The sequence below is a fragment of the Desulfobacter sp. genome, assembly GCA_028768525.1.
Classification (GTDB): Bacteria; Desulfobacterota; Desulfobacteria; order Desulfobacterales; family Desulfobacteraceae; genus Desulfobacter.
In genome coordinates this window covers 4,997,756-5,012,226 of sequence record CP054837.1, presented here as the reverse complement: position 1 = coordinate 5,012,226, position 14,471 = coordinate 4,997,756, and the positions used below count along the sequence as shown (strand labels likewise).

The 14,471-nt window shown below is 54.0% G+C and carries 17 protein-coding genes and 1 tRNA gene; 8 read left to right on the top strand and 10 right to left on the bottom strand.

Annotation, left to right across the window (positions count from 1 at the left end):
- Positions 1-31: 31 nt before the first annotated feature.
- Genes vanZ through HUN04_22020 form a run of 4 tightly spaced genes read left to right on the top strand, consistent with a single transcriptional unit; the run spans position 32 to position 2,809 of the window.
- Positions 32-406 (top strand): VanZ family protein, encoded by a 375-nt coding sequence (vanZ, locus tag HUN04_22035; protein ID WDP92254.1) that lies wholly within the window; start codon positions 32-34, stop codon positions 404-406.
- Complete coding sequence (locus tag HUN04_22030) at positions 403-1,476, top strand: class I SAM-dependent methyltransferase (GenBank protein WDP92253.1); 1,074 nt, start codon at positions 403-405, stop codon at positions 1,474-1,476. The genes vanZ and HUN04_22030 overlap by 4 nt, the downstream gene beginning before the upstream one ends.
- 19 nt (positions 1,477-1,495) lie before the next feature.
- Complete coding sequence (locus HUN04_22025) at positions 1,496-2,329, top strand: MBL fold metallo-hydrolase (protein ID WDP92252.1); 834 nt, start codon at positions 1,496-1,498, stop codon at positions 2,327-2,329.
- Between the two features lie 39 nt (positions 2,330-2,368).
- Entirely contained in the window at positions 2,369-2,809 is a 441-nt protein-coding gene (locus HUN04_22020; protein ID WDP92251.1) for a hypothetical protein, read from the top strand.
- Here the strand turns inward: HUN04_22020 and HUN04_22015 are convergent.
- Entirely contained in the window at positions 2,806-3,759 is a 954-nt protein-coding gene (locus HUN04_22015; protein ID WDP92250.1) for a hypothetical protein, read from the bottom strand. The two genes, HUN04_22020 and HUN04_22015, sit on opposite strands and share 4 nt — an antisense overlap.
- A gap of 100 nt (positions 3,760-3,859) precedes the next feature.
- On the opposite strand from HUN04_22015, the gene HUN04_22010 reads away from it, so the two are divergent.
- Positions 3,860-4,927 (top strand): SMP-30/gluconolactonase/LRE family protein, encoded by a 1,068-nt coding sequence (locus HUN04_22010; protein WDP92249.1) that lies wholly within the window; start codon positions 3,860-3,862, stop codon positions 4,925-4,927.
- A gap of 33 nt (positions 4,928-4,960) precedes the next feature.
- Here HUN04_22010 and HUN04_22005 read toward each other — a convergent pair whose 3' ends face one another.
- The 4 genes from HUN04_22005 to HUN04_21990 all read right to left on the bottom strand — a co-directional run bounded on the left by HUN04_22005 (position 4,961) and on the right by HUN04_21990 (position 8,480).
- Entirely contained in the window at positions 4,961-6,196 is a 1,236-nt protein-coding gene (locus tag HUN04_22005) for an MFS transporter (protein WDP92248.1), read from the bottom strand.
- Positions 6,197-6,329: 133 nt separating this feature from the next.
- Positions 6,330-6,524 (bottom strand): hypothetical protein, encoded by a 195-nt coding sequence (locus HUN04_22000; GenBank protein WDP92247.1) that lies wholly within the window; start codon positions 6,522-6,524, stop codon positions 6,330-6,332.
- 139 nt (positions 6,525-6,663) lie between these two features.
- Entirely contained in the window at positions 6,664-7,560 is an 897-nt protein-coding gene (locus HUN04_21995; protein WDP92246.1) for a helix-turn-helix transcriptional regulator, read from the bottom strand.
- An 8-nt stretch (positions 7,561-7,568) separates the two neighbouring features.
- On the bottom strand, positions 7,569-8,480 hold the full coding sequence (locus HUN04_21990; GenBank protein WDP92245.1) for a hypothetical protein: 912 nt from the start codon (positions 8,478-8,480) through the stop codon (positions 7,569-7,571).
- Positions 8,481-8,592: 112 nt separating this feature from the next.
- Between HUN04_21990 and HUN04_21985 the strand changes: the two genes are divergently transcribed.
- Positions 8,593-8,668: transfer RNA gene (locus HUN04_21985), tRNA-Ala, on the top strand.
- A gap of 129 nt (positions 8,669-8,797) precedes the next feature.
- On the opposite strand, the gene HUN04_21980 is transcribed toward HUN04_21985, so the two are convergent.
- The 3 genes from HUN04_21980 to HUN04_21970 form a co-directional block, all read right to left on the bottom strand.
- Positions 8,798-9,391: a hypothetical protein gene (locus HUN04_21980; protein WDP92244.1), complete on the bottom strand. Its 594-nt coding sequence runs from the start codon at positions 9,389-9,391 to the stop codon at positions 8,798-8,800.
- A 131-nt stretch (positions 9,392-9,522) separates the two neighbouring features.
- A complete protein-coding gene (locus HUN04_21975) occupies positions 9,523-10,116 on the bottom strand; it encodes a hypothetical protein (GenBank protein WDP92243.1) in 594 nt (197 codons plus the stop codon).
- A gap of 98 nt (positions 10,117-10,214) precedes the next feature.
- Entirely contained in the window at positions 10,215-10,481 is a 267-nt protein-coding gene (locus HUN04_21970; GenBank protein ID WDP92242.1) for a hypothetical protein, read from the bottom strand.
- Between the two features lie 208 nt (positions 10,482-10,689).
- On the opposite strand from HUN04_21970, the gene HUN04_21965 reads away from it, so the two are divergent.
- Together HUN04_21965 and HUN04_21960 are read left to right on the top strand one after the other, a co-directional pair.
- On the top strand, positions 10,690-11,058 hold the full coding sequence (locus HUN04_21965) for a DUF134 domain-containing protein (protein ID WDP92241.1): 369 nt from the start codon (positions 10,690-10,692) through the stop codon (positions 11,056-11,058).
- Positions 11,059-11,094: 36 nt separating this feature from the next.
- Positions 11,095-11,409 carry a DUF5320 domain-containing protein gene (locus HUN04_21960; protein WDP92240.1) on the top strand — a complete coding sequence of 105 codons (315 nt, stop codon included), beginning with the start codon at positions 11,095-11,097 and terminating at the stop codon, positions 11,407-11,409.
- 123 nt (positions 11,410-11,532) lie between these two features.
- Here the strand turns inward: HUN04_21960 and HUN04_21955 are convergent, their stop codons facing one another.
- Complete coding sequence (locus HUN04_21955) at positions 11,533-11,889, bottom strand: winged helix-turn-helix transcriptional regulator (protein ID WDP93368.1); 357 nt, start codon at positions 11,887-11,889, stop codon at positions 11,533-11,535.
- A gap of 97 nt (positions 11,890-11,986) precedes the next feature.
- Positions 11,987-14,461, bottom strand: coding sequence for a phosphoenolpyruvate synthase (locus tag HUN04_21950; GenBank protein WDP92239.1), 2,475 nt, complete (start codon positions 14,459-14,461; stop codon positions 11,987-11,989).
- Positions 14,462-14,471 lie beyond the last annotated feature (10 nt).

Here is a 14,471-nt window from a genome sequence, read left to right as displayed (position 1 = left end):
AAAAACAAGTAACAAGCCGGGGGGCAGGCCCATGCCCGCCCCCCGGCGCTTTCTTCTCTACTGGCTGCCCCTGATCGGGCTCTGCACCGCCATCATCTGGCAGTCCTCATTTCCCTCACCCATCAAAGAAGATCTCTTTGAATTCCAGGATAAGTGGCTCCATTTTACCGCCTATGCCGTGATGGCCTGGCTGGCGGCCCGGACCATGGACATGGAGCGGCCCGGCATCACCGGCATCCGCCTTTTTCTGGCTGCCGCCGGATTTGCGATTCTTTTCGGGCTCTCGGATGAAATCCACCAGTCCTTTGTGCCGGGAAGGACCGCCTCACTCTGGGACTGGGCTGCGGATATCCTGGGCAGCACAGCCGGTGCCGGACTTTTCATTAGAAGGAGACGGATAAAATGACCGATTTCTCAGATAAACTCATACAGATCCTCAACCACGGTTCCCTCAACCTGGCCCTCGGGATCGGATACGGCCATAAAATTTTCGATATCATGGACCAATCGGATACGGCCATGACCCTGGACGAACTGGCAGCAGCCACTGCACTCAGCCCAAGGTACCTGAAGGAATGGCTGGCCATCATGGCCACCGGGGAAATCATTGAACTGACCCGGACTCCGGAAGGTAAAGACGCCTTCAGCCTGCCCAAAAGCCACGGAGATCTTCTCTGCCGCCGGGCCGGCAATAACAACCTGGGGGTATACACCCAGGAGATCCCCCTGCTCACGGCCTGTGCCATGGAAGCTGTCCAGGAAGGGTTTAAAACAGGAGACGGGGTCCCCTTCTCCCAATATCCCGAATTCCAGGCATTTATGTCCGAACTCTCCGATGCCAAACACGAACAGGTGCTGGTCCAAGAATTTCTCCCCTCGGTGGACCGGGGCAGGCTGGTGGAAGCGCTTGAGACCGGCATCGAGGTATGCGACCTGGGCTGCGGCCAGGGCGTGGCACTGAACCTCATGGCCAAGGCCTTTCCCAATTCAAGCTTCACCGGAATGGACAACCATGGGCAGGCCATAGAAAGGGCCGAGGCCGCGGCAAGGGATATGGGCCTGGACAACGCCCGATTCCTGGTTCAGGATGCAGCCGCCGTGCGGGAACAAAAGATGCTGGCGCATAAATTCGATTATATCTGCGCCTTTGACGCCATCCACGACCAGTCCCACCCACTTGCCGCATTAAAGGGGGTGGTGTATATGCTCAAGCCCGGAGGGCTTTTTTCCATGATCGACATTAAGGCCGGCACCCGGATCCAGGACAACATGGACCACCCCATGGCCCCTTTTCTATATACGGTCAGCCTCATGCACTGTATGCCCGTCGGCCTCAACGACAAGGGCCGGGGACTGGGCATGATGTGGGGAAAAGAACAGGCCATGGACCTGCTCAAAGAAGCGGGGTTCACAAAGGTCCTTGCCGAAGAGATCCCCAACGATGCCTTCAACCTCCATTTCCAGTGCCGGACATGACCAACGGAGGTGCCCGAAGATGAAAATCACCTGCCTGCTGGAAAACACCACGGCCCGTCCCGGCCTCACCCCGGGCCACGGGCTGAGCCTGTTCATTGAAACCCGGGACCGGTGCCTGCTGTTTGACACAGGCCCGGACAATAGCTTCCTGGCCAATGCAGGCATTCTGGGTGTTGACCCGGCCCGGGCAGAGGCGGTTTTCATCTCCCACGGCCACTACGACCACGGCGGGGGCATTCCCTCCTTCCAGGAGATCAACACCACCGCGCCCATTTTCATGACCCAAAGGGCCATGGGGGATTTCTACGCCCTATCTCCGGGGGCACCGCCCAGGTATATCGGCCTTGACCGGGATGCCATCGACAGGTCACGGTGCACCTTCATCACGGCGGACATGACGCTTTCCGATTCAATGATGCTGTTCACCGGCTTTTCAGCCAGGGGATTCATCCCCGGCGGCAATGCCGCGCTATGGGCCGGCACCCGGGACAGGGCCATGGTACCGGACGATTTTTCCCATGAGATGGCCCTGCTCATACAAGAAGGCGGCACCAGCCTGCTGCTCACCGGCTGCGCCCATTCGGGCATCGGCAATATGCTCTCCACGGTCCTGGAACGTTCCGGTCTTCGGCAGATCGGCCATGTAATCGGCGGTTTTCACCTGTACAACCCCTCCGCCCGGGTGACAGAACCCGGCCACAGGCTCGACGCCCTTGCAAAAGAATTATCCGCCCATCCCCATACAAAATTTTATACCGGCCACTGCACAGGGCCGGATGCGCCTGCCCGCCTAAAAAAAATAATGGGAGAGGCCTTAACCACCTTTTCCACGGGATGGCAGATTGAAATTTAATTCCCTCAGCCCCGGCAACCTTAAATGAAGAGGCGATTGATGACGGCAACACATATCTGGAAGATGATTAAAGTCAGATACAGGCTCAGTGCAAAGGTTCAAATGGGCTTTGCAATGGGGTTCCCTGAATTTGTAATCGGAAAATGTGGCTTCCATACCCAGGATACCCAAGAATTCAAAACCCTGAAGCTGTCCCTTTCCCGGAAAGGCATTGTCCTTTCAGACACCATCCCCCTAAGCTGGTTCACCTCCTCGGTATTCATCCCCTGGGAAAAGGCGGTTAAATTCAGTCTCCCGGATACAACAGCGTCAACAGGCGATACCATGGACTCGCCGCCGTTGACTCAATTAAACCCGCAGCCCTTGGATGGCCAATACAGCACCCTCCACCTGGATGATCCCAGGGAAATCTCAATTGACCTGCCATGGTCAGACGGATTTACAGATTATGTAAAAGAAAACAAGCTGTTTGGGAGTTAATCTTTGGTCGCTCCTGATTTGAGGCGGATGCCCCCGGCCTTTTCCAGGGTGATCCGGCCCTGTTTGTAAAGACGGCCCACGGCCCTTTTGAACTCCTTTTTGCTCATTGAAAAAGCAGCCTGGATCTCCTCAGGACGGCTTTTGTCATGGCAGGGGCTGAATCCTGTCCCCGCTTCCAGCACTGCCAGAATTTTTTGGGCCGATCCTTCCACCGAGGCATACCCCGGCTGTTTCAGCGTCAGGTCCACTTTGCCGTCTTTGCGACGCTTCAGGACATACCCCCGGCATTGGTCCCCGATGGAGAGGTCTTCAAAGGTTTCGTTCTTATAGAGCAGCCCCTGGCCGGCCTGGTTGATCAGAGCAATATACCCGATGGGGGTGATACTGTGGATGATCAGGTCCACGGCCTCTCCGGGGGCCGGGTCCGCGGCCCCTCCGGGGCACAACTCATCCCACAGGGTGGAACCGTAAATCCGGTGGGAGGATTCATCCAGGCAGATCTTTACCAAATGGGTTTCACCGATTTCCATCCGTCCCTGCTGTTCGCTGCGGGGAACCAGAAGGTCCTTTTCAAGCCCCCAGTCCATGAAAATCCCGAAAGCGGCCGTATCCCTGACCTTGAGGGGGACGATATCCCCCACCACACCGGCCGGCTTCAAAGTGGTGGCCACGGGCCGGTCCTCGGAATCGGTATGGATAAAAACCCGGATCTTCTCTCCCACGCCAATGCCCTCGGGCACATATTTATTGGGCAGCAGTACCCGGTCCCGGCCGAAGCTCAAATAGACGCCGTAATCCGAAAGATTCTCCACGGGCAGTTCATGGAATTGGCCCACAACCGCTTCGGGATCCTGGGCCAAAAAGGGATGGGACTGCCTGGAGGATGATCGTTTTTGACTTTTTTGGCGTTTTTTTTCGGCAAGTTTCCAGGGTTTTATTATATCTGACATGGGCCTTCCTTATGGTTAGGGGTAATGGGCTATCATATCAGAGTTTACATGAATTTTGAATATTGCTATCCTGCTTGAAAATATTCAAACAGGAGAAGATATGAAAAAAATCATCCTTGTGACCCTCGGCATTCTTGCAATTCTCCTCACCATCTTCCTGCTCCGTCCCTCACCGGTTGCGCCGGTGGCATACACGCCTCCCAAGGGCCCTGAATTGACCGGGGTGCTGGCCCCCAACGCCCTGCTGCAGGATGCCGAACTGCTGGCCCAAGGAAAGATAAACGGCCCGGAAGAGGTGGCGGTGGACCGCCTGGGCCGGGTGTACGGGGGAACCGGAGACGGGGAAATCATCCGCCTTCTTCCCGACGGCACCCGGGAAATCTTTGCCGTCACCAGCGGCCGCCCCCTGGGCATGCAATTCGACCGCCACGGCAACCTCATTGTCTGCGATGCCGATAAGGGGCTGCTCTCCATTGACCCTGAAGGAAAGATCAAGGTGCTTGTCACAGGGGCCGGCGGCCGGCCGTTCAAATTCACCGATGCCCTGGATATTGCCAGGGACGGCACCATCTATTTTACCGACGCCAGCGATACCTTCCCCCAGAGAGAATACCTGTTTGACCTCATGGAAGCCAGGCCCCACGGCAGGTTCATGGCCTATGACCCGGCCAGCGGCAACACCAGGGTATTGTTAAAGGATCTCTATTTTGCCAACGGCGTGGCCCTGTCACAGAATGAAAATTTTGTTCTGATCAATGAAACTTACCGCTACCGGATCACCCGGTACTGGCTAAAGGGAGACAAGGCCGGCACCCATGAGGTATTTGTGGATAACCTTCCCGGATTTCCCGACAACATCTCAAGCAACGGGAAAGGCAGATTCTGGCTGGCGCTTTTTACGGTGCGCAACCCCTTGGCCGATAAACTCCACGCGTTTCCCTTCCTCAAGGCACAAATGGTCAAACTGCCCAGAGCCCTGTGGCCCCAGCCCAAACCCTACGGCCTGGTCCTGGCACTGGACGAAGGCGGAAATATCACCCAAAGCCTGCACGATCCCACCGGGACCCATTTAAAGGAAATAACCTCGGCCAAGGAATACAGGGGCCATCTGTATCTGGGCAGCCTGCATAATGACAGGATCGGAAAATACAAACTGCCCGGTGAATAATACCTCCGGTGCGTGCCTTTAGAGATTCGGAAACTACCGGTCGGTATTTATCAGGGGCCTCAGGGAGGCTGTCATGATAATAGCCGAGGCTGCCAGGGCCGCCAGCACCCAGAACACAATCCGGTAACTTGCGGTCAGATCAAAAATAAGTCCGGCCATCAGGGGACCGATGGCCCCCCCGATGGTGCTGCAGAATATAACGATGCCATAGAGCAGGCCGTGGGACTTTGTTCCGAAAAATCCGGCGACCAGGGGCGAGACCAAAGCAAAAAATCCCCCGTGGGCAAACCCGTAGACCGTAGCGAACACATAGAACATCCACAGGCCGGATACGGCTTGAAGCCAGAAAAGGGCCAGCAGCAGAAAGGAAAGACAGATCAACAGGGCCCTTTTCTCGCCGATCCTGTCACCGGCTCCGCCCATCAGCAGCCTGCCGAAGATACTCACCCCCCCGACGGTGGAAAGCACCCCGGCGGCCACCCCCGGGGCAATCCCCTGGTCAATGGCATGCTGGACAATATGCATGAGTACCGTGTAGACACAGAAAAGAATCACGAAATACACCATGCAGATGGTCCAAAACTGCCGGGTTCGCACCGCCGCTTTGAATCTCAGCCCCTCTTCCGGCCCCGTCCTGTTTTCAGCCCCCAGCCGGTTCCCATTGTCAACCAACTGGTTTTTCAAAGCGGGATCACGGACCAGAAACTGGGCCAGGGCCAGGACAAATACGAGAATGACAACGGCCAGCACCGCAAAGGACTGCCGCCAGCCGCAGGTGGTCAAAAGCCCATTGATGAAAAAAGGCATGACCAGCATCCCCACGCCTGTGCCGACTTTGATGATCCCGCTCATCATGCCGCGCTTTTTTTCAAACCACCTGGACACGGTTGACAAGGGGATCACATCAATGCCCCCCAATCCGATAGAGGCGATCACGCCGTAACACAGGTAGAGCTGCCAGACCTCATTCACATCGCCCATGAGAAAAAAGCCCAGTCCCAAAAACAGCCCGCAACCGGACATGATAAACCGGGGACCGAACCTGTCGTTAAGGTTTCCCAGAAAAATACTGGACATGCCGTGTACAAGAAATCCCAGAGAAGCCGCCCCTGAAATGGTGGCCCTTGACCAGCCGAACTCTCTGATCAGCGGGTCTAAAAAAACGCCGAAGCTGTTGCTGGCGCCCCAGACCACGGCCTGGATAAAAAAACCGGCAACAAGAATGGTATATCCGTAAAAAAAAGGAACGCGTTGTGCCTGGGTGATCAAGGTGGCCTCCTGTGTCAAAACTCATCGGATAACAGCGTATCTGTCCCAACGATAATGACTACCACCTCGGATTTAAAGAAAAAAGGGGCAGACCGGCCTTTTTTTTAGGGGTACAGATAAAAAAGCCTCCCGATTACCCATCCACGGCGACCAGGGAAACGGAAAGCGCTTTTTCAAGTTTGCGGATTTTTTCCAGCGCCCCCTCATCGACCGATGCAGGCTCGACGTCCTGGCAGGAAAAGGAAAGCAGAGACTTTCCGATTTCCGATTCAAGGGCCTGGATGGATTTTAAAGCGCTTTCATCCAATTGAGAATAACTGCAAAGCATAATGACCTCCCCATGGCTGTGGTTGGAATTTAGATTGCGGGCCGCCGGTGAAAAACAGCCCGAATAAATTTGAATGTATAAACACGGGCCAACGGATTCAATAGGAATAAAACAATAGTTTTCCGGTAGTAAAAAACTACTATTTTAAAGAAAGCAGATAGGTCCTTAAATTGATTTTCCGGCCGGTCAAACCAAATTTTTTCCGGATGTTCTTCCTGTGGAAATCCACGGCATCGGGTGAGGATCCCAGTACAGCGGCGATTTCCTTAGTTGTCCGCCCCTCTTTTACCAGATTGGCCACCTGCAGTTCCAGGGGCGTCAGCTGAAGGGCCAGTGAAGGCAGCCGCTTTAAAAAAGGAGAGGCGATACTGTCCAGGTTGGAACGGACGGTGCGGGCCAGAGCAGCCTGCCGCGCCCCAAGCCCGCTGTCCAGAAGCTGATCCAGGTGGGGCAGGACAAGCTGGCTGATATGGGTCAAAAACTGTTGTTCAAGATCTGATTTATCCTTTTCCCGCTGGTCCAAAAGCACTTTCAAGGCGGTGTTTGCCTCACTTAAGTGGCTGGACTGGAGTTCCAGCTTTTCCCTTTCTTTCCTGAGCATGGCCTCTTTTCCCAGCAGCTCCTCCTGGGCCTGTTTCAATGCGGTAATATTTTCATGGCTGATGATGATAAAGAGGTCGCCTTCCAGTTCAAGGCGGGTGGCCCGCATGTAAAACCACCGCCGGACTTTCGGCGAATGGCAGGCGTATTCCATGACAAATTCATCAATTTTTCCCGCAATCAATTCCCTGATGCCCCGGTTGACATCTATTTTTTCCCCCTCCTCCCGGCCCGGGGAGGCGGCGCAGACATCAAGATAATTAATCCCCTTTGTATCGGGACGCATCTGCAAATCATTGCGCCGCGCAAACTTTTTCCAGGCTTCGTTGGTCTCCAGAATCCGGCCGGTTTTATCGAGAACGGCCACATGGGCGGAAAGGGAATCCAGAACCAGCCTGAAATAGGAACCGCTGTTTTGCTTAAAATGATCAGCCATGGCGTTCATTAAGATAAAATTTCCATCAGCTTGCCCAGATCCTTTTCCGGATCAAAATCGCCCAGGTCCCTGGCCGGCGGGTCACAACACAAGGGAGGCGGGATACCAAGGATATCTGACACAATCAGATTCAGCTTTGACAGCCTGAGGGAAACCCTTTCAAAAGATTCACAGGGAACAGGGTATTTTAAAAGCATCAGGTATTCCATGCTGTAACGGGACAATTGTCTCTCAAATTCCCGGATACGATTGATCATCTCTACCTCCCCTTGAACCCTCTCCAGAAAATAAGCGGCCGGGTCCGCGGCGCCCGGTGCCTGGGAAAGCAGCGTTAAAAACAGTTCAAACACCCGGCCAAAGTCCTGGGGGCGGCCACCTGATTTACTCATGAACTCAAGCAAAAACCGCTTTTTTCTTCCCTCAAAGCGGCACGTCCGGTTTCGCAGCAATACTCTGAATACCGGAATATCCCCGGCAGCAGCCGTCTTTTCAAGGGCAGTGCAGATATCAAGGTCAATTTTTCCAGTCAGATTCAGCCTTGAAACAAAAACCGTCACCTGCTCCGGCGGGACCGGGATCACTATGGGCTCAGGCTGGCCAGGATAAAAAACATCAAGCCGGGAATAATTCCGGGAAAGACGCCGGGCAATGCCGGCGGCTTCTTCAGCGGTCAGCCCGGCTGGCCCTAAAAACGATTCCAGAATACAAAGAAGCTTCTGATCCGGAAAAAGAAGGTATTCGAGAATGATCTCCCCTTCCTGGGACGCTTCTTCACCCATGGCTTCTTTCAATTCCCGGGCAGTTGAGATACCGAAACCTGACTCAAGAAAAAACAAGGCCTCCCGGGAAAGGGCAATGCCCTCCCCCCATAACTGGCCGATGGCACAAACAATCAATCCCGCTGTTTTTTCTGAGCACATTTTTTAAGCCTGTAATCCCGCCATGTTAAGCGTCTCCCTAAAAACGCCATGCATTTTTTACTAATTTTGTGTTGACATACCAACCGATACCGGATATAAATGCCCTCGTTTTGGGGCTGTAGCTCAGCTGGGAGAGCGTACGGCTGGCAGCCGTAAGGTCAGGGGTTCGATCCCCCTCAGCTCCACCACTAAACCATTAAGCCGTTGAGTTTTCAACGGCTTTTTTGTTTTAAAACAAGCCTCTTCTATCTGCCGCAAAAATAAAGACTGTCTGTGTCGGCTGGCCGAGTTGATTTCCATATACCGGCGACGGCACATTACCCCGGCCGCAGCGCTTTTCCTCCGGCCACGCCGGCAAGTCCTACCAGGCCAAAAGCCAAAAGGGTTAATGTACTGGGGATAGGGACTTGAGACTCGTTCAACGCCAAATTATCAACCAGAAAAATGCCATTGGGGACAACAAGATGAAGCGCATTGATCAGAACACCGTCCCAACCTGAATAATACGTCCAATCCGTTGTTAAGGTGTATTCTGCAGAAACGGCCAAAGAACCATTCTGGTATCCTGAAATTATTAAGGCATTGGTCCCTGTGCGCCAAATCCTGGCATATAGCCCGTCAAAGGTAAAATCTGCATTGCCTACAGCATTTATCCTGCCCTCCCCGCCAAAGTTATCTAACATCGTAAAATCACCACTAATGGCGCCATAGTCCCAAGCAGAACCAACGGTATCTATCCAGTCCAATCGGTCCAAGCTATTGGTTGCATGAAACTCAAAACCATTATATGTCCCTATTGGACCATAGGCGTTCTGGGTGGCATCAGGATGGTCATCAAATGTGATGACGACGGCATTAGACATTTCTGTTAAAAATAAGAAGAATAGAACCGCTAAAAAAATCTTTTTCATTCCCCCTCCATTCCGAGGGCTTAATCCAAGCGCCGGCCCCCTATAAAGACCCATCGGCTTTTCCCCCCTGCTTCACAAGAAGGCGGGTATTCCCTCCCCCCTTGATATTTTCTAAAAACCTGAAAAATGAATTATTCTGCCCCCCTTTCCAAGGCATCCAATTTATTTTTTAATACCCTGATTCTGTCCGTTATTTCATTACGTTTTTCGATCTCTCTAAATCGTTCACCCATCGTCAGCTGACTTGAATATAGATTTTGGGAAATCTGATCAATTTCGGAGTAGTAATATGAAATCTGGGTTTTTATCTCCTCAATCTTCTCTTTTCTCAGTTTTTCCTTTGTTGACTCAATCCGGTCAAAATTTCTCCCTGCATCTGATAAGGCATCCTTTGCAATTTGGGCTGCCGTCTCCAAGTCATTTTTCACTTCTATTTTCAGCGCATTAAGTTCATCAAACACGGCTTCAGCCCTCACCTTTGCCTGCTTGGCTATTTCTGCTGACTGTTTGGCCGAAACTCTTTCCTGATTTGCAAAATAGAGTTGTAAACCAGCGATCAATAGGAGCCCAATTGAAACCAAAACACCAATGTTCTGAAAATGCCGAACTATCCACCTTTGATTTCTCTGACAATGCATACAGACGCTTGCTTCTGCTGGTATTATTCCAAAACAAAGCTGGCACTGCTTCTCTTTGCTTTCCATTTCCGGATTTTCAGAAGTCATGGCATTTCCCTTTATTTCGTCTCTGCTTTTAGAAGCTTAAAAGGCGTTTAATCCCGGATAAAACCAGCAATTATCAAAGAACCGATAGGTTCCGCCTGTCACCCCTGATCATAATCAGGCATCGCCCACAGGATATGACGTTTATTAATGAACATCACCCCATGCCTGACAGACTCTTCCAAATCCTTTTGATGGGAAGTGGCACCGACAACAACGATAAACTCTTCATCCCTGCTCTGCAGAAGATCACTGAGCCGGTCATAGCCGGCAGCCCCTCTATCAATATTAACCTGCCCATTGATCTGTGTGCCGTCCACAAGCTTCACCCGTATGATCCTGCTGTCAATCTCTTTGTTTTGTTCCATACAATCCTCCTGACACGTGAAATTTCAGATGCTGAAAATGATATCTATTCGGATAGTTAAGGGGTATCAAGGGAGAATAAAAAAGTCAAATCCGACCTGTTCATTCACAATCTGCAAGATGTTTTTTGATCATTTGACCATTATCTCCCTTGACAGAGGATTCTTTAAGGTTTAATTTATGGTCAAATGATCATAACAAGGAGATTCAATGCCGAGACCCAAACGACGCAGACACATCATGGCCCGGCCCCAGGTCGATTCATTCGGGCCGGCCGCCTCGGAGGCTGCCGGAGAAATCACCTTATCCCTGGAAGAGTTTGAAGCCATCCGCCTCATTGACCACGACGGCATGGATCAGAGCCAGGCTGCTGATGTCATGGGCGTCTCCCGCCAGACCGTGGGCCGGATTCTCAAAGCAGGACGGTCCAAAGTCGCCCGGGCCCTTGTTGAGGGCCTGAGCCTGAGAATGAGCGGAGGCTGTTACAAAATCAGGGGAAAGGGCCAGGGCAGAGGGCCGGGCAACGGCCGCGGCCGGGGCCGGGGCCGGGGATGCGGCAAAGGCCGGGGCAGAGAATAAGGAGATCACCCAATATCCTGAAAGGAGGTGAATACAATGCCAGGATTAGATCAGAGAGGACCTGAAGGAAGAGGCGCCATGACCGGGCGCCGGCAGGGCATCTGCCAGGGCGGCGGAGGCCAGTCATTTGCCGGCGGACGGGGCAGAGGCTGCCGCAGGGGCGGCGGTGCAGGGCGCGGATTCGGCCAGGGTGCCGGCCAGGGTGCATCCCGGGGCTACGGCCGCGGAAATGCTGCCGCACCCATGCCGTACACCGAAACCCGCACCTCCCTCCAGGACAGGGCAAAGATGCTGGAAGACGAGCTCAATGCCGTCAAGGACCAGCTCAATGCCATGTCTGAAAAAGAATAACCCTGTAAGCCTGCCGGCCCGGAACGTCTGCTCCGGGCCGGCATCTTTCCATAAGCCCCTTTTTACAATCGGCCCGTTCCCGTCCATCAATGAACAATGGCGGCTCCGGCGCCGTTTTTGATTTCAGATATCCGGCTGGTGGGCAATATGGTCCCGGCTCATCCGGATCAGGGACCGGACATGGTCGTCATCCAGGGAGTAATAGATAATCTTTCCCTCCCGCCGGTTTTTCACCACCTTCAGGGTCCGCAATATCCTGAGCTGGTGGGAAACGGCGGATTCGCTCTGGCTGCAGATGGCGGCCAGGTCGCAGACGCAGTGCTCCCGGACAAGCAGGGCATTTACAATTTTCAGCCGGGAGGGGTCCCCCAGGGCCTTGAAGATTTCCGCCATGCCGGCGATGATGGCATCCGAAGGGAGCCGGTCAACGGTATTGCTCACCTGCTCCGGATTGATACATTTTCCTGAACATACATCCATGGACTCACCCGGATCTTTTAGTTTCAATTCACGGCCCAGGGCCGCACCGTATATAACAAATATATGAATTCCGTACAATCAAAGAGCCCCAATTGAATCACCCCCGCTTAACGATGCCCTGGCGGCCGTTGACATAGATCCGGTCCCCGTTGGAAAGGGCCGCCATGCAGTTGTGGACATTCATTACGGCGGGAAGGCCGATCTCCCTGGCCGTCACCGCCCCGTGGGACAGGGGGCCTCCGGACTCCGTGACCACGGCTTTGGCCTTGTAGAACAGAGGGGTCCAGGAGGGATTGGTTGTCTTTGCTATGAGAATACTGTTCTCCGGCATCCCGGCAAAATCCGCCACCCCCCTCACCAGATAGGCTTCGCCCTCGCATTCCCCCGGGCTTCCCGGTATCCCCTTGAGGGTATCTCCGGTTAACTCAACCGGCGCCTCATCCCCCCCGTCCAGGTTCCAGGGCGGTTCGGATTCCCCTGCCTTCAGAAAGGCTTTCTTTCGTTCCAAAATGTTCTTCAATAATGAGGCTTCCAGCCTGAAATCGCTAATGGATTCAAACTCCTCCTTGGTCAGAAAAAAGAGATCATAGGGATCTTCCATGGCGGTGTTTTTCTGAACGGCCCGCCCGAAAGCGCCCACGGCCCTGCGGGCAATGAGGTTGGCCCGGGTGGTCTGGAAATGTTCAAGGTCATCCAGAAAGGTAAAGTTCAGGGTCATTCGGATCAATTCGCTTAAAAAGAAATGCATGGTTTCCGGGGTTTTCTCATACAACTCCCGGGTGGCCTTTAATTGTTCATCCCTGGCGGCAAGCTCCCTTTCCCTGGGATCTTCCATCCGGTCCGAGGAGGCCGTAAGGCAAATAAGGTCCAGCACCACCTCAGGGGCCTCGGCCCAGGTGGGGTGGTAATAGTCAAAGGAGATTTCCCGGTGGCCGTAATTCCCGATAAAGGCCTTGAATTCACGGGAGAAATCCTCAAATTCATCCAGCCGCCCAAGGGCGGCCCGTCCCCCGTTTTCCAGAGCCGCCATGAGCGCCCCATCGGCCGCCGCCATCCGGGCCATCATAAATATCTCCCGGTTGATCTGGCCGGTCTTGGTCTCCGGCGTTGAGATGATTTTTTTGAGCAGGTCGCTGGCAGTGAGGCTGTCCCCGGTAATCTGCTCGATAATGCCCAGCAGGGTCCGGGTCAAAAAACTCTGGGTCATTGAAATGGCGATATTGGGTTTAAAATAGTCGGTGACTGCATCAAACATTTCCCTGAGGTAGGCCTGGAAGCGTTCACAGTCAAGGTCATCCAAATCCCTGCCCCCCAGCGCCCCCATTTTAAGCAGGTACCGGTCCAGGTCCCTTAGCCATTTCTGGGGAAGGTCCATGACCCAGGCATACTGGTCCATGATCTGGGGGATCTGCTCAATGAGGGCGTCAATGCTGTCGGCCCGGATGGGGCGGTGAAGGGCCATGAGCTGGACCGCATTCTGGTTGCCGTATACGTAGTGGTTCTTCAATGCAAACCAGGGCCGCGTGGGCAGGGAGACCTGCATCAGATCCAGGGAATACTCCAACGAGGTGTTAAAGGTCTCCTCCACATAGGACCAGGTCAAAGGGGTCAAGGGTTCGGGAAACCGCTCTGCGGATTCATCCCGGGTAAACCTTGCGGGGATGGTGGTCTGGGGCCTTGACTGGACAATATAAAGCCGGTCCTTTTCCACCACCCACTCCATGTCCTGGGGGGCCCCGTAAATTCCCATCAGCTGCCTGGCCTTTTTTGCAATACGCAGCACCTGGCTGTCGGAGAGGCAGGGAAGTTTCCGCTCCCCCTCGGGGATTTCAGCCTTTACGATCCCCGTTTCCGCCGGAACATATTGAAAGAATTTTTCGCATACCCTGCGCTGGACAATTTCACCGGCCGCCACATCCACCACCCAGGAGTCCGTGGAGGCCTCTCCCCCCACCACGGATTCCCCGATGCCCCAATTGCCCTCAAGCAGAACCTGGGAGAGATCCCCGGACACCGGATCCACGGAAAAGGCCACCCCGGCGACATCCCCTTTTATCATCCGTTGAACGACCACGGCCATGGATGCCTCTTCCTGGGAAAATCCCTGGTGGCGGCGGTAGAGCACGGCATGTTTCCCCCACAGGGACGCCAGGCATTTTTGGATATGGATACCGATATCCCCGGGCTTGATGTTGAGATAGGTATCGTGCTGTCCGGCAAAAGCGGCGCCGGCAAGGTCCTCAAAGGTGGAAGAAGACCGGACCGCCCAGGTTTCATCCTTCCCTGCGGCGGCGGTAAATGCGTCCACCGCCTCTATAAGCCCATCGGGAAGGGGCCGGGCCGCCACGGCCCGCTGCATTTCCAGGCACTGGTCCGCCAACGCCGTTTCGTCTTCAAAATCAAAATCCGGGGGCGCCGGATAATGCGCCGTATAAAATTCCGAGGAAATGACCAGCCCCTCGGGCACGTTTATCCCGTTCTGGGTCAGTTCCTTGAGGTTGTATCCCTTTCCCCCGTCCGACTCAATCTGTCCGGGGGTATCAAAACCGGTCACCATTTCCTTGAATCCCATGGGCACCCCT

Coding starts and splice junctions, on each gene's coding strand:
- vanZ (WDP92254.1), top strand. CDS start 32: ATGCCCGCCCCCCGGCGCTTTCTTCTCTACTGGCTGCCCCTGATCGGG.
- HUN04_22030 (WDP92253.1), top strand. CDS start 403: ATGACCGATTTCTCAGATAAACTCATACAGATCCTCAACCACGGTTCC.
- HUN04_22025 (WDP92252.1), top strand. CDS start 1,496: ATGAAAATCACCTGCCTGCTGGAAAACACCACGGCCCGTCCCGGCCTC.
- HUN04_22020 (WDP92251.1), top strand. CDS start 2,369: ATGACGGCAACACATATCTGGAAGATGATTAAAGTCAGATACAGGCTC.
- HUN04_22015 (WDP92250.1), bottom strand. CDS start 3,759: ATGTCAGATATAATAAAACCCTGGAAACTTGCCGAAAAAAAACGCCAA.
- HUN04_22010 (WDP92249.1), top strand. CDS start 3,860: ATGAAAAAAATCATCCTTGTGACCCTCGGCATTCTTGCAATTCTCCTC.
- HUN04_22000 (WDP92247.1), bottom strand. CDS start 6,524: ATGCTTTGCAGTTATTCTCAATTGGATGAAAGCGCTTTAAAATCCATC.
- HUN04_21995 (WDP92246.1), bottom strand. CDS start 7,560: ATGGCTGATCATTTTAAGCAAAACAGCGGTTCCTATTTCAGGCTGGTT.
- HUN04_21990 (WDP92245.1), bottom strand. CDS start 8,480: ATGTGCTCAGAAAAAACAGCGGGATTGATTGTTTGTGCCATCGGCCAG.
- HUN04_21980 (WDP92244.1), bottom strand. CDS start 9,391: ATGAAAAAGATTTTTTTAGCGGTTCTATTCTTCTTATTTTTAACAGAA.
- HUN04_21975 (WDP92243.1), bottom strand. CDS start 10,116: ATGACTTCTGAAAATCCGGAAATGGAAAGCAAAGAGAAGCAGTGCCAG.
- HUN04_21970 (WDP92242.1), bottom strand. CDS start 10,481: ATGGAACAAAACAAAGAGATTGACAGCAGGATCATACGGGTGAAGCTT.
- HUN04_21965 (WDP92241.1), top strand. CDS start 10,690: ATGCCGAGACCCAAACGACGCAGACACATCATGGCCCGGCCCCAGGTC.
- HUN04_21960 (WDP92240.1), top strand. CDS start 11,095: ATGCCAGGATTAGATCAGAGAGGACCTGAAGGAAGAGGCGCCATGACC.
- HUN04_21955 (WDP93368.1), bottom strand. CDS start 11,889: ATGGATGTATGTTCAGGAAAATGTATCAATCCGGAGCAGGTGAGCAAT.
- HUN04_21950 (WDP92239.1), bottom strand. CDS start 14,461: ATGGGATTCAAGGAAATGGTGACCGGTTTTGATACCCCCGGACAGATT.